Source organism: Pseudomonadota bacterium, assembly GCA_023229365.1.
Taxonomy (GTDB): domain Bacteria; phylum Myxococcota_A; class Polyangia; order JAAYKL01; family JAAYKL01; genus JALNZK01.
Genome location: JALNZK010000065.1, coordinates 1 through 17720 on the forward strand (window position 1 = coordinate 1; position 17720 = coordinate 17720).

Annotated in this window: 14 protein-coding genes; 4 read left to right on the forward strand and 10 right to left on the reverse strand. The window is 69.5% G+C overall.

Annotated elements, in window-relative coordinates:
• The 3 genes from M0R80_20615 to M0R80_20625 form a co-directional block, all read right to left on the reverse strand.
• On the reverse strand, positions 1-540 hold a 540-nt coding region (locus tag M0R80_20615; GenBank protein MCK9462037.1), incomplete at its 3' end, for an arginine decarboxylase.
• Positions 541-680: 140 nt separating this feature from the next.
• Positions 681-2801, reverse strand: a complete 2121-nt coding sequence (locus M0R80_20620; GenBank protein MCK9462038.1) for a sulfatase — start codon at positions 2799-2801, stop codon at positions 681-683.
• 60 nt (positions 2802-2861) lie between these two features.
• Positions 2862-3578 (reverse strand): rubrerythrin, encoded by a 717-nt coding sequence (locus tag M0R80_20625; GenBank protein ID MCK9462039.1) that lies wholly within the window; start codon positions 3576-3578, stop codon positions 2862-2864.
• Between the two features lie 163 nt (positions 3579-3741).
• On the opposite strand from M0R80_20625, the gene M0R80_20630 reads away from it, so the two are divergent.
• Positions 3742-4824: a DUF308 domain-containing protein gene (locus tag M0R80_20630; protein ID MCK9462040.1), complete on the forward strand. Its 1083-nt coding sequence runs from the start codon at positions 3742-3744 to the stop codon at positions 4822-4824.
• Between the two features lie 15 nt (positions 4825-4839).
• Here the strand turns inward: M0R80_20630 and M0R80_20635 are convergent, their stop codons facing one another.
• From M0R80_20635 to M0R80_20660, 6 genes are all read right to left on the reverse strand, one after another.
• Positions 4840-6066, reverse strand: coding sequence for a cofactor-independent phosphoglycerate mutase (locus M0R80_20635; protein ID MCK9462041.1), 1227 nt, complete (start codon positions 6064-6066; stop codon positions 4840-4842).
• Positions 6063-7424, reverse strand: a complete 1362-nt coding sequence (gene thrC / locus M0R80_20640) for a threonine synthase (GenBank protein ID MCK9462042.1) — start codon at positions 7422-7424, stop codon at positions 6063-6065. Before thrC ends, M0R80_20635 begins: the two co-directional genes overlap by 4 nt.
• 39 nt (positions 7425-7463) lie before the next feature.
• Positions 7464-8933 carry a PLP-dependent transferase gene (locus tag M0R80_20645; protein ID MCK9462043.1) on the reverse strand — a complete coding sequence of 490 codons (1470 nt, stop codon included), beginning with the start codon at positions 8931-8933 and terminating at the stop codon, positions 7464-7466.
• Positions 8934-8936: 3 nt separating this feature from the next.
• Positions 8937-9422 (reverse strand): Lrp/AsnC family transcriptional regulator, encoded by a 486-nt coding sequence (locus M0R80_20650; protein MCK9462044.1) that lies wholly within the window; start codon positions 9420-9422, stop codon positions 8937-8939.
• Between the two features lie 90 nt (positions 9423-9512).
• Complete coding sequence (locus M0R80_20655) at positions 9513-11846, reverse strand: HYR domain-containing protein (protein MCK9462045.1); 2334 nt, start codon at positions 11844-11846, stop codon at positions 9513-9515.
• Positions 11843-12343 carry a hypothetical protein gene (locus M0R80_20660; GenBank protein MCK9462046.1) on the reverse strand — a complete coding sequence of 167 codons (501 nt, stop codon included), beginning with the start codon at positions 12341-12343 and terminating at the stop codon, positions 11843-11845. Before M0R80_20660 ends, M0R80_20655 begins: the two co-directional genes overlap by 4 nt.
• A 159-nt stretch (positions 12344-12502) precedes the next feature.
• On the opposite strand from M0R80_20660, the gene M0R80_20665 reads away from it, so the two are divergent.
• From M0R80_20665 to M0R80_20675, 3 genes are all read left to right on the forward strand, one after another.
• Positions 12503-13723, forward strand: a complete 1221-nt coding sequence (locus M0R80_20665; GenBank protein ID MCK9462047.1) for a hypothetical protein — start codon at positions 12503-12505, stop codon at positions 13721-13723.
• An 8-nt stretch (positions 13724-13731) separates the two neighbouring features.
• Positions 13732-14988: a hypothetical protein gene (locus M0R80_20670; GenBank protein ID MCK9462048.1), complete on the forward strand. Its 1257-nt coding sequence runs from the start codon at positions 13732-13734 to the stop codon at positions 14986-14988.
• Positions 14989-15107: 119 nt separating this feature from the next.
• Positions 15108-16826, forward strand: a complete 1719-nt coding sequence (locus tag M0R80_20675) for an IgGFc-binding protein (GenBank protein ID MCK9462049.1) — start codon at positions 15108-15110, stop codon at positions 16824-16826.
• A gap of 28 nt (positions 16827-16854) precedes the next feature.
• On the opposite strand, the gene M0R80_20680 is transcribed toward M0R80_20675, so the two are convergent.
• A complete protein-coding gene (locus tag M0R80_20680; protein MCK9462050.1) occupies positions 16855-17697 on the reverse strand; it encodes an RNA polymerase factor sigma-32 in 843 nt (280 codons plus the stop codon).
• Positions 17698-17720: the final 23 nt, after the last annotated feature.

Consider the following 17720-nt stretch of genomic DNA (forward strand, 5'->3'; position numbering starts at 1 on the left):
CACCTTGCGGCCGAGCTTCGTGCCCCACAGCGCCATCTCGATGTACTCGTCGTCCTTGTAGCCGTTGCAGATCGTCGGCGCGTCCAGGTTCTCGTTCGAGGCGAGGACGATGAGCAGCTCGGCCTTCGTGCCGGCCTCGAGCCCGAAGTTGTACGGCCGGCCGAACTCGACGATGTCCTCGACGACCTGGCGGGCCTGGTTCACCTTGACCGGGTAGACGCCGACGTACTTGCCGCCGTAGTTGTAGTCCACGATCGCCTTCTGGAACGCGGTCTGGATCTCCTCGATCCGCTTCTGCAGGATGTCCGTGAAGCGGATGAGCACGGGCGGATCGAGCCCGCGGATGCCGAGCCCGTCCACGAACTCCTTGATGTCGAGGAAGCGCTGCTTGTTCTTCTCCGGAAGGACTATCATGTTGCCCTTCTCGTTGATGTCGAAGAACCCCCGCCCCCACTCCGGGATGTTGTACAGCTCGCGGGCTTCCTCCAGGGACCACTTGGACAGCGAGGTCTGGTCCTTCAGCTTGATCTTCTGGCGCATGCTCTCGCCTTTCCACGGGCCGCGAACGCCCGCCGCTCCCCGAGGAGCCCGGAGTCTTTGGGGCGATGTTCGTGGAAAGCGCGCGGCAATGCAAGCGATCAGGCGGCGAAGATCGCGGGCGAACGGACGCGCGCGCCGCGCTAGGAGCCTCGCTTCCGCTTCTTCGGCGGCTTCACGATGTGGGTCTTCAGCGGCTTCCCCAGGGCCGAACGCGCTTCCAGGTAGCCCTCCAGGCGATCGACGAGCGCCTTCGAGACGGGATCGGAATCGGAGTACACGTCGTCCGCCTGCGCGGGATCCTCCTCCAGATCGTACACCTCGATGTGCCGGGACTCGTCGTCGTAGACGAGCTCGCCGGACTCCGTGACGAGCGCCGTCCGGATCCCCTTGGGGCGGAGCATCTCGACGGCCACGGCCCCGCCCGTGCGCACCAGGAACGGAGCGAGGAGACGCCGCTCGGCCTCGAACGCCGCGTCGCGGGCGTGCCTCGGGCCGTTGCCCAAGATCCACGGGAAGAGGTACGTCAGCGAGACCGGTCCGCTCACGGTGCGCCCTCTCGCCGACGGCGCACGGACGGCCAGCGCCACGTGGGTCGTCTCGGTGTACACGTCGGAATGGGATCTCGACCCGTGCTCCCCGAACGCCTCGCCGTGATCTCCGTGCACGACGACGATCGTGTCGTCCCAGAGCTCCGTGCTCTCGAGATAGGACAGGAGCTCGCCGATCCGCTCGTCCGCGTACCGCACCTCCTGCCTGAAGAGATCGTGATCCCCCTCGCCGGCCATCTCGGGGTAGCGCCTGTAGTACGGCTCGTGCGGGCTCACGAAGAACACCCAGCCGAAGAACGGCCGCCCGTCGGCGCGGGCCTCCGTGAGGGCGCGGCGGGCCTCGCCGACGACGCGCAGGTCCGTGTCGTCCTCGTCCGGCTCCTTCCCCCTCGTCTCCGCGTAGCGCAGGCTCTCGAACCCCTGCTGCAGGCCGAGGATCTTCCCCCCTTCCGTGAAGCGCCCGCGGTAGTTGTGCCCGGCGTAGAACGTCTGATACCCGTCCTCGCGCAGCAGCTCTGCGACGGTGATCGCCCGGTCGCGGAGCCTGCCGTGCCAGTGATCCCAGAGCTCGATCTCGCTGAGGGACAAAGGCGCCATCGTGAAGATGCTCGAAAACACCTGAAGCGTCGTGGGGGCGGGGGAGTAGGCGCGCTCGAAGAGAAAGGAGTCCGGGCGGGCGGCGAAGCGCCGGAGGTTGGGCGTGAGGTCCGAGCGGGGATCCCCGAACGAGGAGTCGCGGTACCGCAGGCACTCGACCGAGATCAGGAGCACGTTCCGCACGCCCGCCGGGAAGCTGTCCCCCGCATCGGGCATGTTGGACAGCTCGGCGAAGAGCTCGACGCCGTTCGGGTACTCGACGTCCGTCCGCTTCCCGCTCCTCTCGGCGATCCCGCGGTCGGCCCGAAGCGCGGCCTCGGATCGGCCGAGCGCGGTGTAGCGCCGGAAGAGAGGCTTCGCCGAGCCGAGCCACGGCGCGACGGCGGCGGGGATCACGGCCAACGACAGCGAGATCGCGACGAAGCGGATCCGCATCGCCCTGCGCTCGGGCAGGCGGGCGAGGCCCGCGGCGTCGAGCCGCACGAGCACCGACGCGAGCCCGGCGTTGAGCGCGAGGAACGCCGCTCGGCACGCGCCCAGGTGGAACGTCTCGTAGGCGTCGGGGCTGATCGTCCGGTTGCAGGCGTGAACCGCCGCGGCCGCAGCGATGAACGCAATCGGCATGCCGATCGAGACAGGGCGCCTCCTCGCGACGCTCCTGAGCGCAGGCGCGGCGATGGGATCGAGGCTCGTCATCCAGGCCGCGAGCGCGAGCGCGAACGCGCCGTAGAGGGCGGCGAAGATCGGGTACCCGCCGGACGCGAAGCCCTCCGGCAGCCCGAAATACGACTGCAGGGATACGGCGGCGCACAACAAGACCGTCGCGGCGCCGCGGAGCCTGCGGAGCCACCTCCGACGGGGGCGCCATGCGAGGATCGCGCTCGCCAGGATGAAGAACAGGATCTGGGCCCAGAAAAGGCGGAACGCCGCGTGAACCCCGAGGGCGACGGCTCCGAGCAGCGCCGTGAACGATGCGTATCGGACGGGTATCTCCGTCGCGCCCGCGATGCCGGTCAGCAGGATGGAGAACGGCACAGCCAGGAGGGGAGCGGTCCAGAGGCGGTCGGCGCTCCGCTCGGCCGGGGTGCTGTTCGGCTCGTTCGGAGCGATATTCATCAGGAATTTGAGTACGCGTCGGCAGTTTCGGATGTCAAACGAAAAGGCGGTTGTCGGGGACTACTCGATCTCCTCGAACGTGCTCGGGTCGGTCGCGCACACGCCGCAGGACTCCTTCCTCGAGGTCATCACGAAGCCGCACACCGGGCAGACCCAGAACTCCCGCTCGTCCTGCTTCCAATAGGCGAGATCCTTTTCCGCCCTCTTGAACAGCTTGGTGTTCCCGGCCTCGACCTCCATCATCACCTTGAACGCGCTCTCGGCGTCGGTCCTGCCCTCGGCCTTCGCCGTCTCTGCGAAACCCTTGTACAAGGTGTCGCTGTCAGCGGACTCGCCGGCGATCGCGGCCTTGATGTTCAAGGCGGTCTTCTTCACCTCGGGCGTCGCGGTGCCCGCGGCCGGCGTGCCGCCCGCAGCGGCGATCAGGTCGGCGAGCTTCTGCGCGTGGATCTCCTCGGCGCGGGCCGCGGCGCGGAACAGCGCGGCGACGTCCTTGTACTTCTCCTTGTCGGCGGCCGCGGCGAACGCCTTGTAGCGGGCGATCGCGTCGGTCTCGCCCGCGTACGCGGCCTCAAGATTCTCGGGCGTCTTCAGCGCGGGAGCCGAAGGCTCGGCCGGCGGCGGAGGTGGGGTCGCCTCGGCGGCCGGTCCGGCGTCGGGCGTGGCCTCGACTTCCGGAGTCGGCTCCGGCGCAGGAGCGGGCGGGGTCGGCTGACCGCCGCCGCAGCCGATCGCGAAAACGAGGACGAGGGCGGACGCGAGTGACAGGCTCTTCATGGGCGATCTCCTTGTATGGGTCATCCGACTCCGATCAGCACTCCCTCATAGAGTCTGTCGGCGGGGCGCGCAAGCCCGGGATGCGAGTTGGCATGGCAAGAAAGTGTGGCACGATTCGTGTATACTGAACGCTCCGAACCCGAGCTTCGGATGGGGGCGCGCCATGGAGAGAAGGTCGTTCATCAGGTCGGGCGTCGCGGCCGGCGTCACGGCCGCAGGTCTCTGCTCGCTGGAGGGCTGCTCCACGAGCGGGCTGTTCGCCGCCGGATCGAGCCGTTTCGTCGAGCCCGACGTCGCCCGTCACCTCGCGGATCTCCGCGGCGGCGCCGCGTCCGTCGAAGCGTTCTCCTTCGGGACGGACGGGAACGACGACCTCGATCTCATCGGCCGACAAGCCGCCGGGGTATTGAGCACCACACAGCGTTTTCGCGACCTGCCCCTGGAGGTGCAGCTGCACCCGGAGATCCAGGCGTACATGCACCGCTCCGCGTCCGACGTCGATGACGTCGTCTGGCGCCACACCTCGCAGATCCGGTCCACCGGGCTCCTGGAAGATCCGGCGCTGGACGCCGCGCTCAGGTCGCGCTCGAACCCCGGGCTGCAGTTCCTCGAGTCGTTCGACGAGCAGGCGGCGAGGACCGGAATGTCCGCACACAAGCGCATGCGCCTCAGGCGCATCGGCATCGAGAGCGTCAACCGCATGCGGCACGCGGGCGCGAAGACCGCGCTGCTCGATGTGCAGGGCAAGGCCGATCGGATGTGGGAGACCGCGGCCGCCCTCGGCTCCGCGGCGGAGGCCGATCGCCGCGCGACCATCCTCCGCGTGGGGGAGCGGGAGTACGACAGGCGCCGAAGGGAGGTCGGCGAGATCGTCGACCACTGGGAGAGGGCGGTGGGATACGCGCCCGAGCTCTACGTCGCCGCCGCACCGCAGGACCCCGCGTCCACCGAGGCGCAGCTGAAGGCCGCCTACGAGCGAGGCGCCGCCGACGCCAAGGCGCAGCAATCGCTGGAGACGATGAAGAACGCACGGTACGAGGCCGGCACGCGGGTGATGAAGACCGGCGGGTGGATCATGGGCGCCTCGGTGATCATCGCCGGGATCGGCGGCATCCTGGCCTTGGTCAACCCCATCGTCACGCTCGTCATGAGCGCGACGATAGGCGGCGTCATGCTCATCACCGGCCTCATCGTGCTGTGCGTCGGCGCCGGGATGCGCCACCGTGCCGCCAATTCACAGGTGTGACGCGCCCGCCACACCTCACACCCCAATCACGCGGCGGATGAAGGCGTCGCCGTGGAGGAGGCCGAGGGAGCCGGACTTCACCTGCTCCTCGTCGTAGCCCTGCACCGAGTCGGCCTTGTCGCCCGGACGCCAGATCGCGACCGGCACCGGATCGTTGGCGTGGGCGCCTGTCTCCACCGGCGTCGGGTGATCGGGCAGCACGGCGACGGCGACCTCGAGCCCGCGCTTCTTGATCCCGTCGAGGATGATCCGCACGAGCCGCTCGTCGAGCATCTCGATGCACTTGATCTTGAGCTGGAGATCGCGCGAGTGGCTCGCCTCGTCGCTCGCCTCCACGTGTACATAGACGAAGTCGTGCCGCTCGAGCGCGTCGAGCGCGGCCAAAGCCTTGCCCTCGTAGTTCGTGTCCGAGAGCCCTGTGGCGCCCTCCACGTCGATCCGCTCGAAGCCGGCGTAGACGCCGATGCCGCGGATGAGATCGACCGCCGAGATCACGGCGCCCGTGATCCCGAACCGCTTCGCGTACGTCTCCATGCGCGGCCTCGTGCCCGGCGACCACACCCACATGGAGTTCGCGGGGTCCTTCCCGGCCTTGCGGCGCCGGACGTTCACCGGGTGATCCGCGAGGATCGCCCTCGCCCGCTTGTGGATCTCGAGAATCCGATCGACCGTGGCGCGCGCCACGTCGTTGCGCGGCACGGGCAGGAGCTCGGCCTCGAGCCCGCCGACGAAGTCGTGGGGCGGCGTGCAGTCGAACTCGGGCGACGCCCAGCCGCCGGGCAGGACGAGCAGGTGGCGGTAGCTCACGCCTTTGTGGAACCGCGCCGGCTTCTCGCCGCGCCCCCCGCCCAGCTCGCGATCGAGATCGCGGACGATCTCGGCCGCCTCCTCGGTGGAGATGTGGCCCGCCGAGTGGTTCTTGATCCTCCCCTCGCCGTCAATCGTGAGGATGTTGCACCGCATCGCGACGTCGTCCGGCGCGAGGTCGACCCCCATGCTCGCGGCCTCGAGCACGCCGCGGCCCTGCAGGCAGGCGCGCGGATCGTAGCCGAGCACCGAGAGGTTGGCCACGTCCGAGCCGTTGGGCAGCCCCTCGGGTACGGTGTTGAACAGGCCGCTCACGCCGTTCCTCGCGATCGCGTCGATGTGCGGCTTCACCGCGACCATGAGCGGCGTCCTGCCGCCGAGCGCGGCGACCGGATGATCCGACATGCCGTCGCCGATGATGACGACCGCCTTCATCGCCGGTACTCCTTCTCGAGGTGCGCCCTGAAGGCGCCGTAGTCGACCTGCATCTCGCCGAACATCTCGGCGCGCGCGTCGAGCCCCTCGAGGCTCGGCGGCACCTCGGGCTCGACGCCCGTGATCGCCCGCACCTCCTCCGGGAACTTCGCCGGGTGCGCGGTCTCGAGCGACGCCGCCGTGAGCGAAGCCGCCGCGGGATCGGCGGCGCACAGGCGCTCGAGGCCGGCCCAGCCGACCGCGCCGTGCGGCTCGAGCAACACGCCGTGCTCCGCGTGGGCGCGGCGGATCGTCTCGCGCGTCTCGGCGTCGTCGATGCTGACCGCGTAGAAGTCGCGCCGCAGCGCGCCCATGTCCGGCGCGGCGAGGAGCCGCCCGGTCTCGTCCATCTTCCCGCCGTACAGCGCCACGAGGCGCGCCAGGTTCGACGGGTGGCCGACGTTCATCGCGTTCGAGATGCAGACGCGGGACGGCTCGATCTTCTCGTAGCGGCCGCTCGCGAGGAACCTCGGCACCTCGTCGTTGGCGTTGGTCGCGACCGCGAACCGCGCGACCGGGAGCCCGCTCCGGAACGCCATCACGCCGCCCAGGAGATCGCCGAAGTTGCCGGACGGCACCGAGAAGACGACCCGCTCGCCGCCCGCGAGATCCACGAGCCTCGACGCCGCGTAGACGTAGTACACGGACTGGGGCAGGAGGCGCCCGATGTTGATGGAGTTGGCCGACGAGAGGTGCAGATCGGCGAGCGCGGGGTCCGCGAAGGCGCGCTTCACGAGCGCCTGGCAGTCGTCGAACTTGCCGTCCACCGCGATCGCGGCGACGTTGCCGCCGAGCGACGTCATCTGCTTGCGCTGCCGGTCCGAGACCTCGGCGCGCGGGAACAGCACGAGGACGCGGATCCCCGGGACGCCGAGGAACGCGTGCGCCACGGCCGAGCCGGTGTCGCCGGAGGTCGCGGTGAGGATCAGCAGCTCCGTGCCGCGATCGCGCACGAGGCGGCCGAGCGCGCGGCCCATGAACCGCGCGGCGAAGTCCTTGAACGACGCGGTGGGCCCGCGATCGAGGCGCAGGACGTGCCGTCGTCCTTCGACCCGCTCGATCGGCACGTCGTAGTCGTAGGCGCTCTCGCAGATCGCGTCGAGCGCGTCCCGCGCGAACACCCCGTCGCAGTAGGGCCACAGCAGCTCCGCCGCGAGCGCCGGGTACGCGAGATCGCGGGCGCGGGCGAAGAGCCGCGCCGGGTAGCGCGGCAGCTCGACGGGAAGGTAGAGCCCCTTGTCGCCCGCCTGGCCGCCGAGGAGCGCCCCGGCGAGATCGGTCCGCGGCGCCTTTCCGTTGGTGCTTTCGAAGAGGATCATGCGTGACTCCGTCTGATGCGGGCGGGGCAAGCCCCGCCCCTACTTGGCAACGATGGCGCTCGACGCGCCGCCGACCGAGAACTCCGGCGGGACCTGCCGCGCGATCTTGCCGCCGATCGAGCCGAGCGCCTGCTCGAGATCCGCGCACACGTCGTCCGGGTGCTCGCCGCCGACGCACAGGCGGATCATGTTCCCGGGGATGCCGGCGATCGCCCGGCCCTCCTCGCCCTGCTGGGAGTGCGTCGAGATCGCGGGGATGGTCGCGACGGACTTGACGCGGCCGAGGTCCGTGGCGCGCCAGATCCGCCGGAACGCGTCGAACATCTCGCGCGCCGCCGCGGGGCCGCCCTTCACCTCGAACGACATGAGGTGACCGTACCGGTTCACGGGCTTCCCGTACGCCGCGTCGTGCTCGGCGTCGACGAGGAACAGGTAGCGGCTCGCGAGCGCGTGCAGCGGGTGGCTCTCGAGGCCGAGGTAGCTCACCTTGTCGATGCGGGGGTGCTTCTCCAGGAACCGCGCCACCTTCATCGTGTTGCGGCTGAACATGTCGACCTTGGAGCGCAGCGTGCGGATGTCGTTCAGGGAGAGGATGGCGTTCATGGGCGACAGGTTCTGCCCGAGATCGCGGTTCGGCAGCGTCTTCAGGTACATCGCGAAGTCGGCCTTCATCTCCGGGCTGCCGAAGCTGCTCACGATGTCCTTGCGCGCGATCACGGCGCCCGCGATGCCGAACCCGGAAGAGGTGAGCGTCTTCGTCACGGACTGGATCACGACGTCCGCCCCGCGTGTCAAAGGCCGCATGAGCGCCGGCGTGCCGACCGTGTTGTCGACGATCACCGGGACCCCGCGGGCGTGGGCGAGCGCGATCACCGCGTCGAGATCGAAGAACGCCTGCCCCGGGTTCGACGGCAGCTCGCCGTAGACGAACCGCGTGTTCTCGTCGATCTTGGACTCCCACTCGCCGAGATCGGCGGAGTTGACGACCCAGCGCAGCTCGATCCCGCGCTCCGCCGCCTTGCGGATGGAGAACTGCTGGAACGTCCCGCCGTAGACCTGGCACGTGGCGACGAAGTTCACCTTCTGTCCCGGGCGGGCCGGATCGACCGTGAGGAACGGATCCGTGGCGCTCTGGATCGCGGCCATGCCCGACGACGTCGCGCAGCACGAGGTCTCGATGTCGGCGCCGTACCCCTCGAGGAGCGCCATGACCTGCTCGAAGTAGTAGAGCGACGGGTTGGCGATCCGCGAGTAGCACCACGTCGGGATCTGGTACGCGAGCGCGGCCTCCATCTCGTCCGAGTCGCGGTACGCCTGCGAGGAGCACATGTAGATAGGCTCGATGATCGCGCCCTGGTTGAAGTCCAGCGACTCCGCCATCGTGTACATCCCGTGCACGGCGATCGTGTCGAACCTGCAGCGCTTCACCTCCTGGACGTCGCGCGCCCTGCGCGCCGCGGCTTCACGGGCCAACGCGACGTAGCGATCCACACCTTTGGACGTCGTCATGGGTCACCTCTCTTCAGCGGTCTCCTCGTTCAGGGGGGCCAGCGAGTAGCCCTCGTCCTCCTTCACGGTGCTGAGGGCGAGGAAGGTTTCGAGCTTCTCGACGCCGCCTATCGCGCCGAGCCTGTGCTTCACGAGATCGCCGAGGTGCTCGATGTCGCGCGCGGCGACGTGCAGGATGTAGTCGTAGCGGCCGGTGACGTGGTGGCACGCCCGGACCTCCGGGACCTCGAGCACGCCGGTCTCGAACATCTCGATGCCGCGCTCCTGGTGCCTGTCGAGGGTGACCATGACGAGCGCCTGGACGTGGTAACCGAGCAGCTTGGGCTCGAGCACGGCGCGGTACCCGCGGATGATCCCCTTCTCCTCGAGCCTCCTCACCCGCTCGAGCATGGACGACGGCGCGAGGTCGTTCAGGCGGGCGAGCTCGACGTTGGTGATGCGGCCCTGTTTCTGGAGCGTGGTGACGATCTTCTTATCGGTCGCGTCCATTTGGCATTTCTCCCATTTCCAGCTTTTTAAGTAGCTGGTTCGACGTGCTCTGTCTATGGATATTCGGGCATCCGGTCGTATCGGAGCATTCTATTCGTCCGCCTCGGCGAGCTCGACGTCGGTGACCAGGATCGCCCCGCGCCCCCCGTCGACCGAGAAGAAGAGCTCGAACGAAGCGAGCGCTGCGACGTCGAGCTCCGGGTTCGCCGCGACGAGATCCGCGAGCGGGATGCGGACGGTCTGCAGCACCTCGCGCACGTCGTCCGCGCCGTAGAGGTGCGGGATCGGCTGCACGTCCGCGACCTCGATCTCCGCCGCGTCGCCGTCGCCGTCCCGGAGCCGCGCCCCGAAGTTCTGCTCCGCGAGGCCGTTGTTCCACGCGTGCGTGCGGGAGACGACGCGGAACGAGAGGTAGGAGCTCGCGGACGCGTCGAGCCCGCCGAGGTCGAACGACGCGGACGCCGTCGCGTCGTAGTCCCAGGTCAGGTAGGCCGCGCCCTTGTGGTGGATGAAGGCGCTCCCGCAGCCCGTCTCGTAGCACCGGCCGTCCTCGGTGAAGCCCGTGAACGCGTTGGGCCCGCCGAGCAGGTTCGTGTCCGGCGTCCCCGCGCCCTCGAACTCGTCGACGAGCGTGCGCTCCTCGGCCGCGTGCGACCATCGCAGGTCGAGCTCCTCGCCGGCCCAGGCGTCGATCGACGTCGGCGTCGGGCCCTCGGCGCGCAGGAACGGATCGAGCGGGCCGCCGACGAGCGTGCCGTTGAACCACGCGCCCAGGGTGGCCTCGAGCATGCCGCGCTGCGCGGCGCCGCCGACGAGCTCGGATCCGGAGCACTCGGTGGAGCCGTCGTCGTAGGTCCACTCGGTGCTGAAGAAGTTGTGGTTCGCGCCGACGAAGAGGACCTGCGACCGCACGACGTGATCGTCCGGATCGAGGCCGCGATCGTAGATGTCCATGCCCCAGAGGGTCGAGACGTCGCCGTCGCACGCGGGCAGCAGCACCGCGTAGTCCGTGCCCACGGGCGTGGTCGCGTGGTAGTCGGTCGGCGCGATCGCGAAGATCGAGGCCACGGTCACGCCGGCGACCGGGGTCGCCTCGAGCGCGAGCGGCACGCTGGACGCCGCGTCGCCGCCGCGGGAGTGGCCGACCAGCCCGACCCGGTTCATGTCGACCGCGCCGACGAACTGCGCGCCGAACGGGTCCGCCGACGCCTCGCTCCAGGACTTCCACCGGCGCAGGTGCTCGATCATGAGCTGCGCGCGCTGCGGGATGTAGTCGTCGCGGCAGTTCAAGGCGTTGCCGCTGATCGTGACCGCGACGTAGCCCTGCGCCGCGAGCGTCTCGACCTGGAAGAGCATCCCCTCGGCGTTCGGCGTCGTCGTGAAACCGCCCCAGGTACAGTCCTGGCCGTTTCGGGTCTGGCAGTAGTCGTCCGTCGTGCTGTTCTGGCGGCAGTTGCCGTGGTTGCCGTGGAGCATGACGACGAGCGGGTACGGGCCGGCGGCCAGATCGACGGGGTGCCTCACGACGCCGTACAGCGTCGTCAGGAACGACACGCCCGGCACGGACTGGCTGTCCAGATCATAGCCGGCCGCAGCTATGGCGTAGGCGTGGATCAGCTCGGTCGCGCCACCCTCGAGATCGCCGACCAGCGTCACGATCCGGTAGTAGTTGTGCGGATCGGCGGTCGACGGATCGGTGAACACCGCAGCGTCGGCGGCGACGGTCCCCACGGCCGAGAACGGGCCGTCCGGATCGGCGGCGCGGTCGATCCGGTAGCCGGTGGCGTCCCCACCCGCGGGCTCCCAGCCGATCGTCACCGAGGTCGTGTCGCCGGCGCCGAGGCTCGCGCTCAGCACGCGCAGCCCCGCGACCGCGAACCCGTCGAGCACCGTGACCTGCGTCGTGCAGGTCGCGGTGAGCCCCGCGTCGTCGGTCGCCGTGTACTCCACCTCGGTCGTGCCGTACGGCACCTCGGCCGGGGAGGCCGTCACGTCGACCTCGGCGTCGCACGCGTCGTTCGCGGACAACGGCGCCGGCGCGGCGATCGCCGGATCCTCCGGCGAGGTGCGCACGGCGATCACGTCGGGCGCGCACTCGATCTCGGGCGGCGTCTCGTCGAGCACGGTCACGGTGGTCGTGCAGCTCTCCGTCGCGTCGCCGTCCGTCGCGGTGAACGTCACCGCCGTCTCGCCCACCGGGTACCCGTCCGCGGGCGCGTCGTCTGTGATCGTCACCGTGCCGTCGCACGGCGTCGGGGCCGCGACCTCCACGTCCGACAGGGGGGCCGAGCACTCGGCCTCGAGGTCGGGCGCGCACTCGAGCAGCCCCTCCGCGCACTCGCCGCCGGCCACGAAGCCCGGCGAGTCGTCGCTGCACGCCGCGAGCGCGAACGCGGCGATCAGGGTCCCGACGAGGCGCATCATCGCGGCACCTCGAGGCTCCCCGCCACCTCTATCCGCGAGGCGGCGTCGTCGCCGTACTGGATCCACGCGGCGGCGCCCGCGGGCAGGAGCGCCCGATCGGCCGCGACGTACCGGAGCACGTTCAGCCGCGGGAAGGTGTAGTGCCTGAACTCGAGATCGCCGACGTGGAGCACCGGATCGAGCGCCCGGACGGGCCACGCCTCGGCCGTGATCTCGATCGCGACAGGCCTCGCCGCCGCGATCGTCCCGCCCCGCCCGTCCTCGGCGCGCTCTTCGTCCGCGCCGACGATCTCCACCTTGGTCACGACCGCGCGGCGCTCCATGGCGGGCGCCTTCGGCTCCTCGGCGGCGGACACGACCGGGCTCGGCGCGGCCTCGGGCGGCACGGCCGTGTTCTTCCCCGTTTCCACGACCGGATCGTCCACGCGCGGGCAGCCCGCCAGCGCGAAACCGACGACGAGCGCCGCGAGCAGCATCACGAAACGGATTCCATCCATGAAATCACCTCTCCCGGTGAGTGAGTCTCGCACGTCATTCGGCTCAAAAACCCTCGCGCCGATTGTTACACCGTTGCCCGCCGCTTGTCTTGGCGGCTCGCAAAGGAAAGGTTCTCAAACAAAGGCTGCCCGGAATTATCGTTTCGGGACACTAATGGAATGATGGCGTTTTCGAAAATCGTGCCGTTTGCCTTGTCCGCGTTCGCGCTCGGCTGCTCTTCGGGCGGCTCGGCGACCCCGGACGCGGACGCCGGAGCCGACGCGGGCGAGGATACGGACACCTGGGACGATCTCTGGGATTGGGACTGTACGAGCGCCATCACCATGCCGTGCCCGGACGATTTCTACTACCCGACTCCGTACTTCCTATCGCTCGACCTCGCGGCGCTCGGAGTCTCGGCCGTCCACTCGGCCCGCTCGACCGACCTGATACTGGCCGAGCAGACGACCGACGCCGGCCTTGAGCCGGTTGCCGTCGCATGGGACATGGGGTTCGGTCCTCGAGTCGTGGTGGGGCTCGTCGAGCCGCCCTCGGAGCCGATGCGCGCCGTAGATCTGGCCACGTTGCCGCAACTCTCGTACTCGTCCGGCGGGTTGAGCTTCTGCGACTCGGCTCTCGGCTACGCGGCGCTCGCGCTCCTGTGCGGCGAGACGGCGTGCGCGCTCTACGGGCTTGCGGTCGACGAGTACAGCGAGCCTGTCGGGTTCGTACCCGTGCCCGGCGGCGAGGTGCCGCTCCCCGAGGCGCACGCGCTGGTCGGCTTTCCCGAGGTCATCCACCCCTACAATGACTGGGGCCCTCTCGCGAAAGCTTGCGCCGCCGGGGACGGCATCGCGTGCTTCGACGGCTCGACCTGGACGGAGGAGGTCTCTCCCGGTGGCGAGATACTCCGCTCGATTGTCGTAGCGCCTCAGGGAGAGGAGGAGCCGGGTTATCTGGTCGCCGCGGGCGACGGCGGCCGGATCCTCACGAACCGGACCGGCTGGTGGATCGAAATCGATTCGGGCACGACGATGGACTTCCTATCCTTGAGCGCGGACGGCGGCGCCTATGCGGCCGGCGGCCCGGGCGGCTTCGTCTATGGCGACGGCGAGCACATCATGTCGTGCGCATCGGAGTCGACCTTCTCGGCGATGCTCATTCACAGCGATTTTCTACCGCCCTGGTCCGGGAACGGCGTCTCGGCCCTCGCGGAGGATCGCGTCGTCGAGGTATATTCGACCGGCTTGGCGCTCGCCGCGTGCTACCGTCCCATCGACTTTGCAGGTACGCCCCACTATGCGGGGCCCGGGCCGTTCCCCACGGACTCGTGCGACGGCCACGCGGTGACGACCGGCGCGGTGTACCGGCGGACCGAGCAGGAAGCAGGCGGCTACTAGGAGGAAAGATGCGCAACATCCAATTGCAATCGACGTTTCTCGTTGTCGCCCTCGCGTCTCTCGCATTCGGCTGCTCGTCGAGCGCGTCGTCCGGCCCGGACGCGGGGACCGATTCCGACGCGGACACCGACACCGACGCGGACACCGACACCGACGCGGATACGGACATCGACATCTGGGATTGGACGTGCTCCCTGCCGCTCGACACGACGTGCGGCGAATTCGAGGAGATGCCCTCGGAGTACGACCTGCAGATCAACGGCGCGTATTTCGACAACCTGACCTTCGTCCACGCGTCGCGCTCGCCGACGTTGATCCTCGCGGAGCGCGCCACCGACGACGGCCCCGAGCCTATCGTCGTGCTGCGCCGCGGTTCGCCGGACGAGCTCGTGCAGGTCGGAGTCGTGCCGCCCCCGGCCGAGCCGCTCCAAGCGATCGACATCGCCTCGGACCAATACCTCCACTTCGGCGCGGACGGGCTCAACGCGGCGGCCGATCTGATCGGCTACCACGCGGTCGCGCTCCTGTGCGGCGCGTCGTCCTGCGCCCTGTACGGCCTCGCGGTCGACGGGAACGCCGAACCTATCGGGCTCGAGGCGATCCCGGGAGGCGAGGTGCCGCTCGCCGAGTCGCGCGCCATGACCTGGATCCCGCCGATCGCCGGCGACGACGTCTACCTTCCCGGTCGCGCCTGCGTCGCGGGAGACGGGATCGCGTGCTTCGATGAGGGCGAGGGGATCTGGTCCGATATGGCGATCGCGAGCGGCGGCGTCCTGAACGCGATCGACGTCGAATTCGACGAAGACGGCGTTCCGACCTGGCTGTGGGTCGCGGGCGAGGGCGGCCGGATCGCCACGAACCGGGACAACGACTGGACCGAGATCGACTCCGGGAGCTCGACGGATCTCACGGCGATCAGCGCCCACGACGGCGTTTGGGCCGCGGGCGGCGCAGAGGGCTTCGTCTTCGGCGACGGCGAGCACGCGATCCCCTGCGAGTCCGAATCGGCGTACACCGCCATGTTCGTCCACACGCTGTACCCGGAAGGCGCGACGCTCTTCTCTTTCACGGCGCTCGCCGCGGATCACGTCGTGGAGATCCGCGCCGCGGCCGCGGGGATCGACGCCTGTGCCCAGACCAACGACTTCGCGGGAACGCCCCGGAACGCCGACTACCGCTGGGACGGGGCGGACGCCATCTTCGGCTACGCGCTCACGACCGGCGGGCTCTACGGGAGGATGGAGTACTACGTCGGCGTCGACTGACGGCGGCGGGCCGCCTAAAATTCGGGACATTCGTTCTCGAATCCCGTCTACACTGAACAAACATCGATAGCGTTCCAACATCGCGCCGCGCCGTGCGGCCACGCAAGGAGGTGCCGGGCATGGGACGGTTCACGCTCTTCGTCGTCGCGATCCTCGGAGGAGGCTTCGGCGCGATCGGATGCCAGTCGGCCTCGGAGGAGCACAACGGCTCGGACACCGACACCGACACCGACACCGACACCGACACCGACACCGACGTCGATTCCGATTCCGACACGGACACGGACACGGAGTACACCGGCCCGGCGATCCCGACGACCTGCGAGGAGGCCGAGGCGGCCAGGAACTCCATAGGGTGCGAGTTCTTCGCCGCGGATCTCCAGAACAACGGGATGATCGACGGCATGGTGTACGCGATCATCGTGTCGAATCCCCAGGATTCCGCGGTCGCGAACATCCACGTCGACGACATGCGGGGCGACGGCGGGACCCTGCGCATCGTGCCCGGGCTCCAGGTCGCGCTCGAGGCGGGCGGGCTCCGGGTGTTCGAGGTGTCGTGCTCGGACGGCTGCCCGGTGCTCGACACCGGACCCAACCCGCTCGCCCAGAAGATCCACGTCCGCGAGACGGGCCGCCGCAACGGCTCGGCCTTCCGCATCGTCTCGGACGTCCCGATCGCGGCGTACCAGTGGAACACGTACGGCGAGACGATGAACTCGAGCGACGCGTCGCTCCTCCTCCCGGTCACGGCGCTCGCCGAGGACTACATCGGCGCGACGTGGTGGTCGGGCTGGGAGACCGCGGACGATCTCGTGCCGCCGGACACCAACGGCGCCGAGAACGGCGAGATCACCGTCGTCGCGGTCGCCGACGGGACCGAGATCACGTTCACGCCGGCCGCGAACGTCGACGCGGCCTCGGACGACTCCGTCGCGGCGATGACCGCGGGCGTCGAGTCGGCGACGATCGCGATGAACGCGTTCGACGTCGTGCAGATCGCGCCGGCGGTGATGGGCGGGGATCTCTCCGGCACGCTCGTCGAGTCGAACCTGCCGATCGCGGTGTTCGGCACCCACCCGTGCGCCAACGCGCCGACGCCCGTCTGGTTCTCGTGCGACCACGTCGAGGAGCAGCTCCTGCCGCTCAAGGCGTGGGGCGTCGACGCGGTGCTCGCCCGCTACGCGCCGCGCCCCGGGCTGACCGCCGACGACGACGAGCCGGTGTGGCGCGTGGTGGCGGGCGCCGACGGCATGACGGTCACGTTCGATCCGCCGGTCGACGGCGTCGGGGCGACGTACCACTTCGCGGCGCAGGGCGACGTGCTCGAGTTCATGAGCCCGACCGACCACTTCGCCTCGGCGGCGCTCGACGACCCGCCGGATCCGGACGAGCCGGGCGCGCCGTTCTTCGCGTACCAGATCATGACCGGCCGCCTCTGGGCCGGCGGCGGCGCCGACTACGGCTGGGGCGATCCGTCGATGGTGCTCGCCCCGCCCGCGGGCCAGTACCTGCCGCGGTACGTCTTCACGACGGACAACGTTTTCGACTTCGACTACGACCACATCGTGGTGGTGCGCAAGGCGGGCTACGCGGTGACGCTCGACTGCCTCGGCGCGCTCGACGACGCGGGGTTCGCCGCGGTCGGCGCGTCCGAGTGGGAGGTGGGCCGGTTCGACATCGACAACCCGGACGGCGTCGCGGGCTGCGCCGACGGGCCGCACGGGATCGAGTCCGAGGCGTCGTTCGGCCTCATGGTCGTGAGCGAGGACTACGCGATGTCGGTCGCCTACCCGGGCGGCATCGGCGTGCGCTGGATCAACCCCATCATCATCGAGTAGGGGCAGGGCTCGCCCTGCCCTCGGGTCGTCACGCGGCGGCGAGCAGCTCGCGCAGCTTGCCCAAGGCGCGCCGCTCGATCTGCGCCACCCGCTGCTTCGACACGCCCATCTCCTCGCCGAGCCGCTTGAGCTGCGCGGGCTCGTCGGCGAGGTAGCGCCGGGTGACGATCTCGCGCTCCCTCTCGTCGAGCTTCGCGAGCGCCGTCCCGATCCGCGCCGCGCGATCCGCCTCGATCTCGAGCTCGGCGAGCTCGTCCTCCTGCGAGGGGCGGGTCGACGGCATGATGTCCACGAGCGCGGTCCCGGTCTCGGGGTTCTGCGCGTCGAGCGACGCGTCGCTCCCGGCGAGGTGCCGCTCCATCTCCTCCACGTCCTCGGTCGAGACGCCGAGCTCGGCCGCCGCGGCCTCGACGACGTCGCGGTGTGAGCCGCCGCCCCGCGCCGAGAGCTTTCCCTTGAGCGCGCGGAGCTTGAAGAACAGCTTGCGGTGCGCCCGCGTGGTGCCGATGCGGAAGATGCGCGCCGTGGCCATGAGGAACGAGTGGATGTACGAACGGATCCAGAACACGGCGTACGTGATCAGCCGGTACCCCTTGTCCGGGTTGAACTTCTTCACCGCGAGCATGAGGCCGACCGTGCCCTCCTGCACGAGGTCGAGGAGGCGGGCGCCGTAGCCCCGGTACTCGTAGGCGATCTTGACGACGAAGCGGAGGTTCGACGTGACGAGCGCGTGCGCGGCCCGCACGTCGCCGTGATCGCGCCACCGCCGGGCGAGCGACTGCTCCTCCTCGAAGTCGAGCAGCGGGTACTTCTCGATCTCTGCGACGTACCTGTCGAGCTCGCTGACGACGGCTAAGACTCTCGTGGACATCTTCCAGCGCCTCCGCGGTCAAG

What these genes read in the sequence shown, in the direction of transcription:
- M0R80_20635 (MCK9462041.1), bottom strand. Translation starts at nt 6,066, where the DNA reads ATGAAGGCGGTCGTCATCATCGGCGACGGCATGTCGGATCATCCGGTC.
- M0R80_20620 (MCK9462038.1), bottom strand. Translation starts at nt 2,801, where the DNA reads ATGAATATCGCTCCGAACGAGCCGAACAGCACCCCGGCCGAGCGGAGC.
- M0R80_20670 (MCK9462048.1), top strand. Translation starts at nt 13,732, where the DNA reads ATGCGCAACATCCAATTGCAATCGACGTTTCTCGTTGTCGCCCTCGCG.
- M0R80_20660 (MCK9462046.1), bottom strand. Translation starts at nt 12,343, where the DNA reads ATGGATGGAATCCGTTTCGTGATGCTGCTCGCGGCGCTCGTCGTCGGT.
- M0R80_20625 (MCK9462039.1), bottom strand. Translation starts at nt 3,578, where the DNA reads ATGAAGAGCCTGTCACTCGCGTCCGCCCTCGTCCTCGTTTTCGCGATC.
- M0R80_20680 (MCK9462050.1), bottom strand. Translation starts at nt 17,697, where the DNA reads ATGTCCACGAGAGTCTTAGCCGTCGTCAGCGAGCTCGACAGGTACGTC.
- M0R80_20630 (MCK9462040.1), top strand. Translation starts at nt 3,742, where the DNA reads ATGGAGAGAAGGTCGTTCATCAGGTCGGGCGTCGCGGCCGGCGTCACG.
- M0R80_20665 (MCK9462047.1), top strand. Translation starts at nt 12,503, where the DNA reads ATGATGGCGTTTTCGAAAATCGTGCCGTTTGCCTTGTCCGCGTTCGCG.
- M0R80_20655 (MCK9462045.1), bottom strand. Translation starts at nt 11,846, where the DNA reads ATGATGCGCCTCGTCGGGACCCTGATCGCCGCGTTCGCGCTCGCGGCG.
- M0R80_20645 (MCK9462043.1), bottom strand. Translation starts at nt 8,933, where the DNA reads ATGACGACGTCCAAAGGTGTGGATCGCTACGTCGCGTTGGCCCGTGAA.
- thrC (MCK9462042.1), bottom strand. Translation starts at nt 7,424, where the DNA reads ATGATCCTCTTCGAAAGCACCAACGGAAAGGCGCCGCGGACCGATCTC.
- M0R80_20675 (MCK9462049.1), top strand. Translation starts at nt 15,108, where the DNA reads ATGGGACGGTTCACGCTCTTCGTCGTCGCGATCCTCGGAGGAGGCTTC.
- M0R80_20650 (MCK9462044.1), bottom strand. Translation starts at nt 9,422, where the DNA reads ATGGACGCGACCGATAAGAAGATCGTCACCACGCTCCAGAAACAGGGC.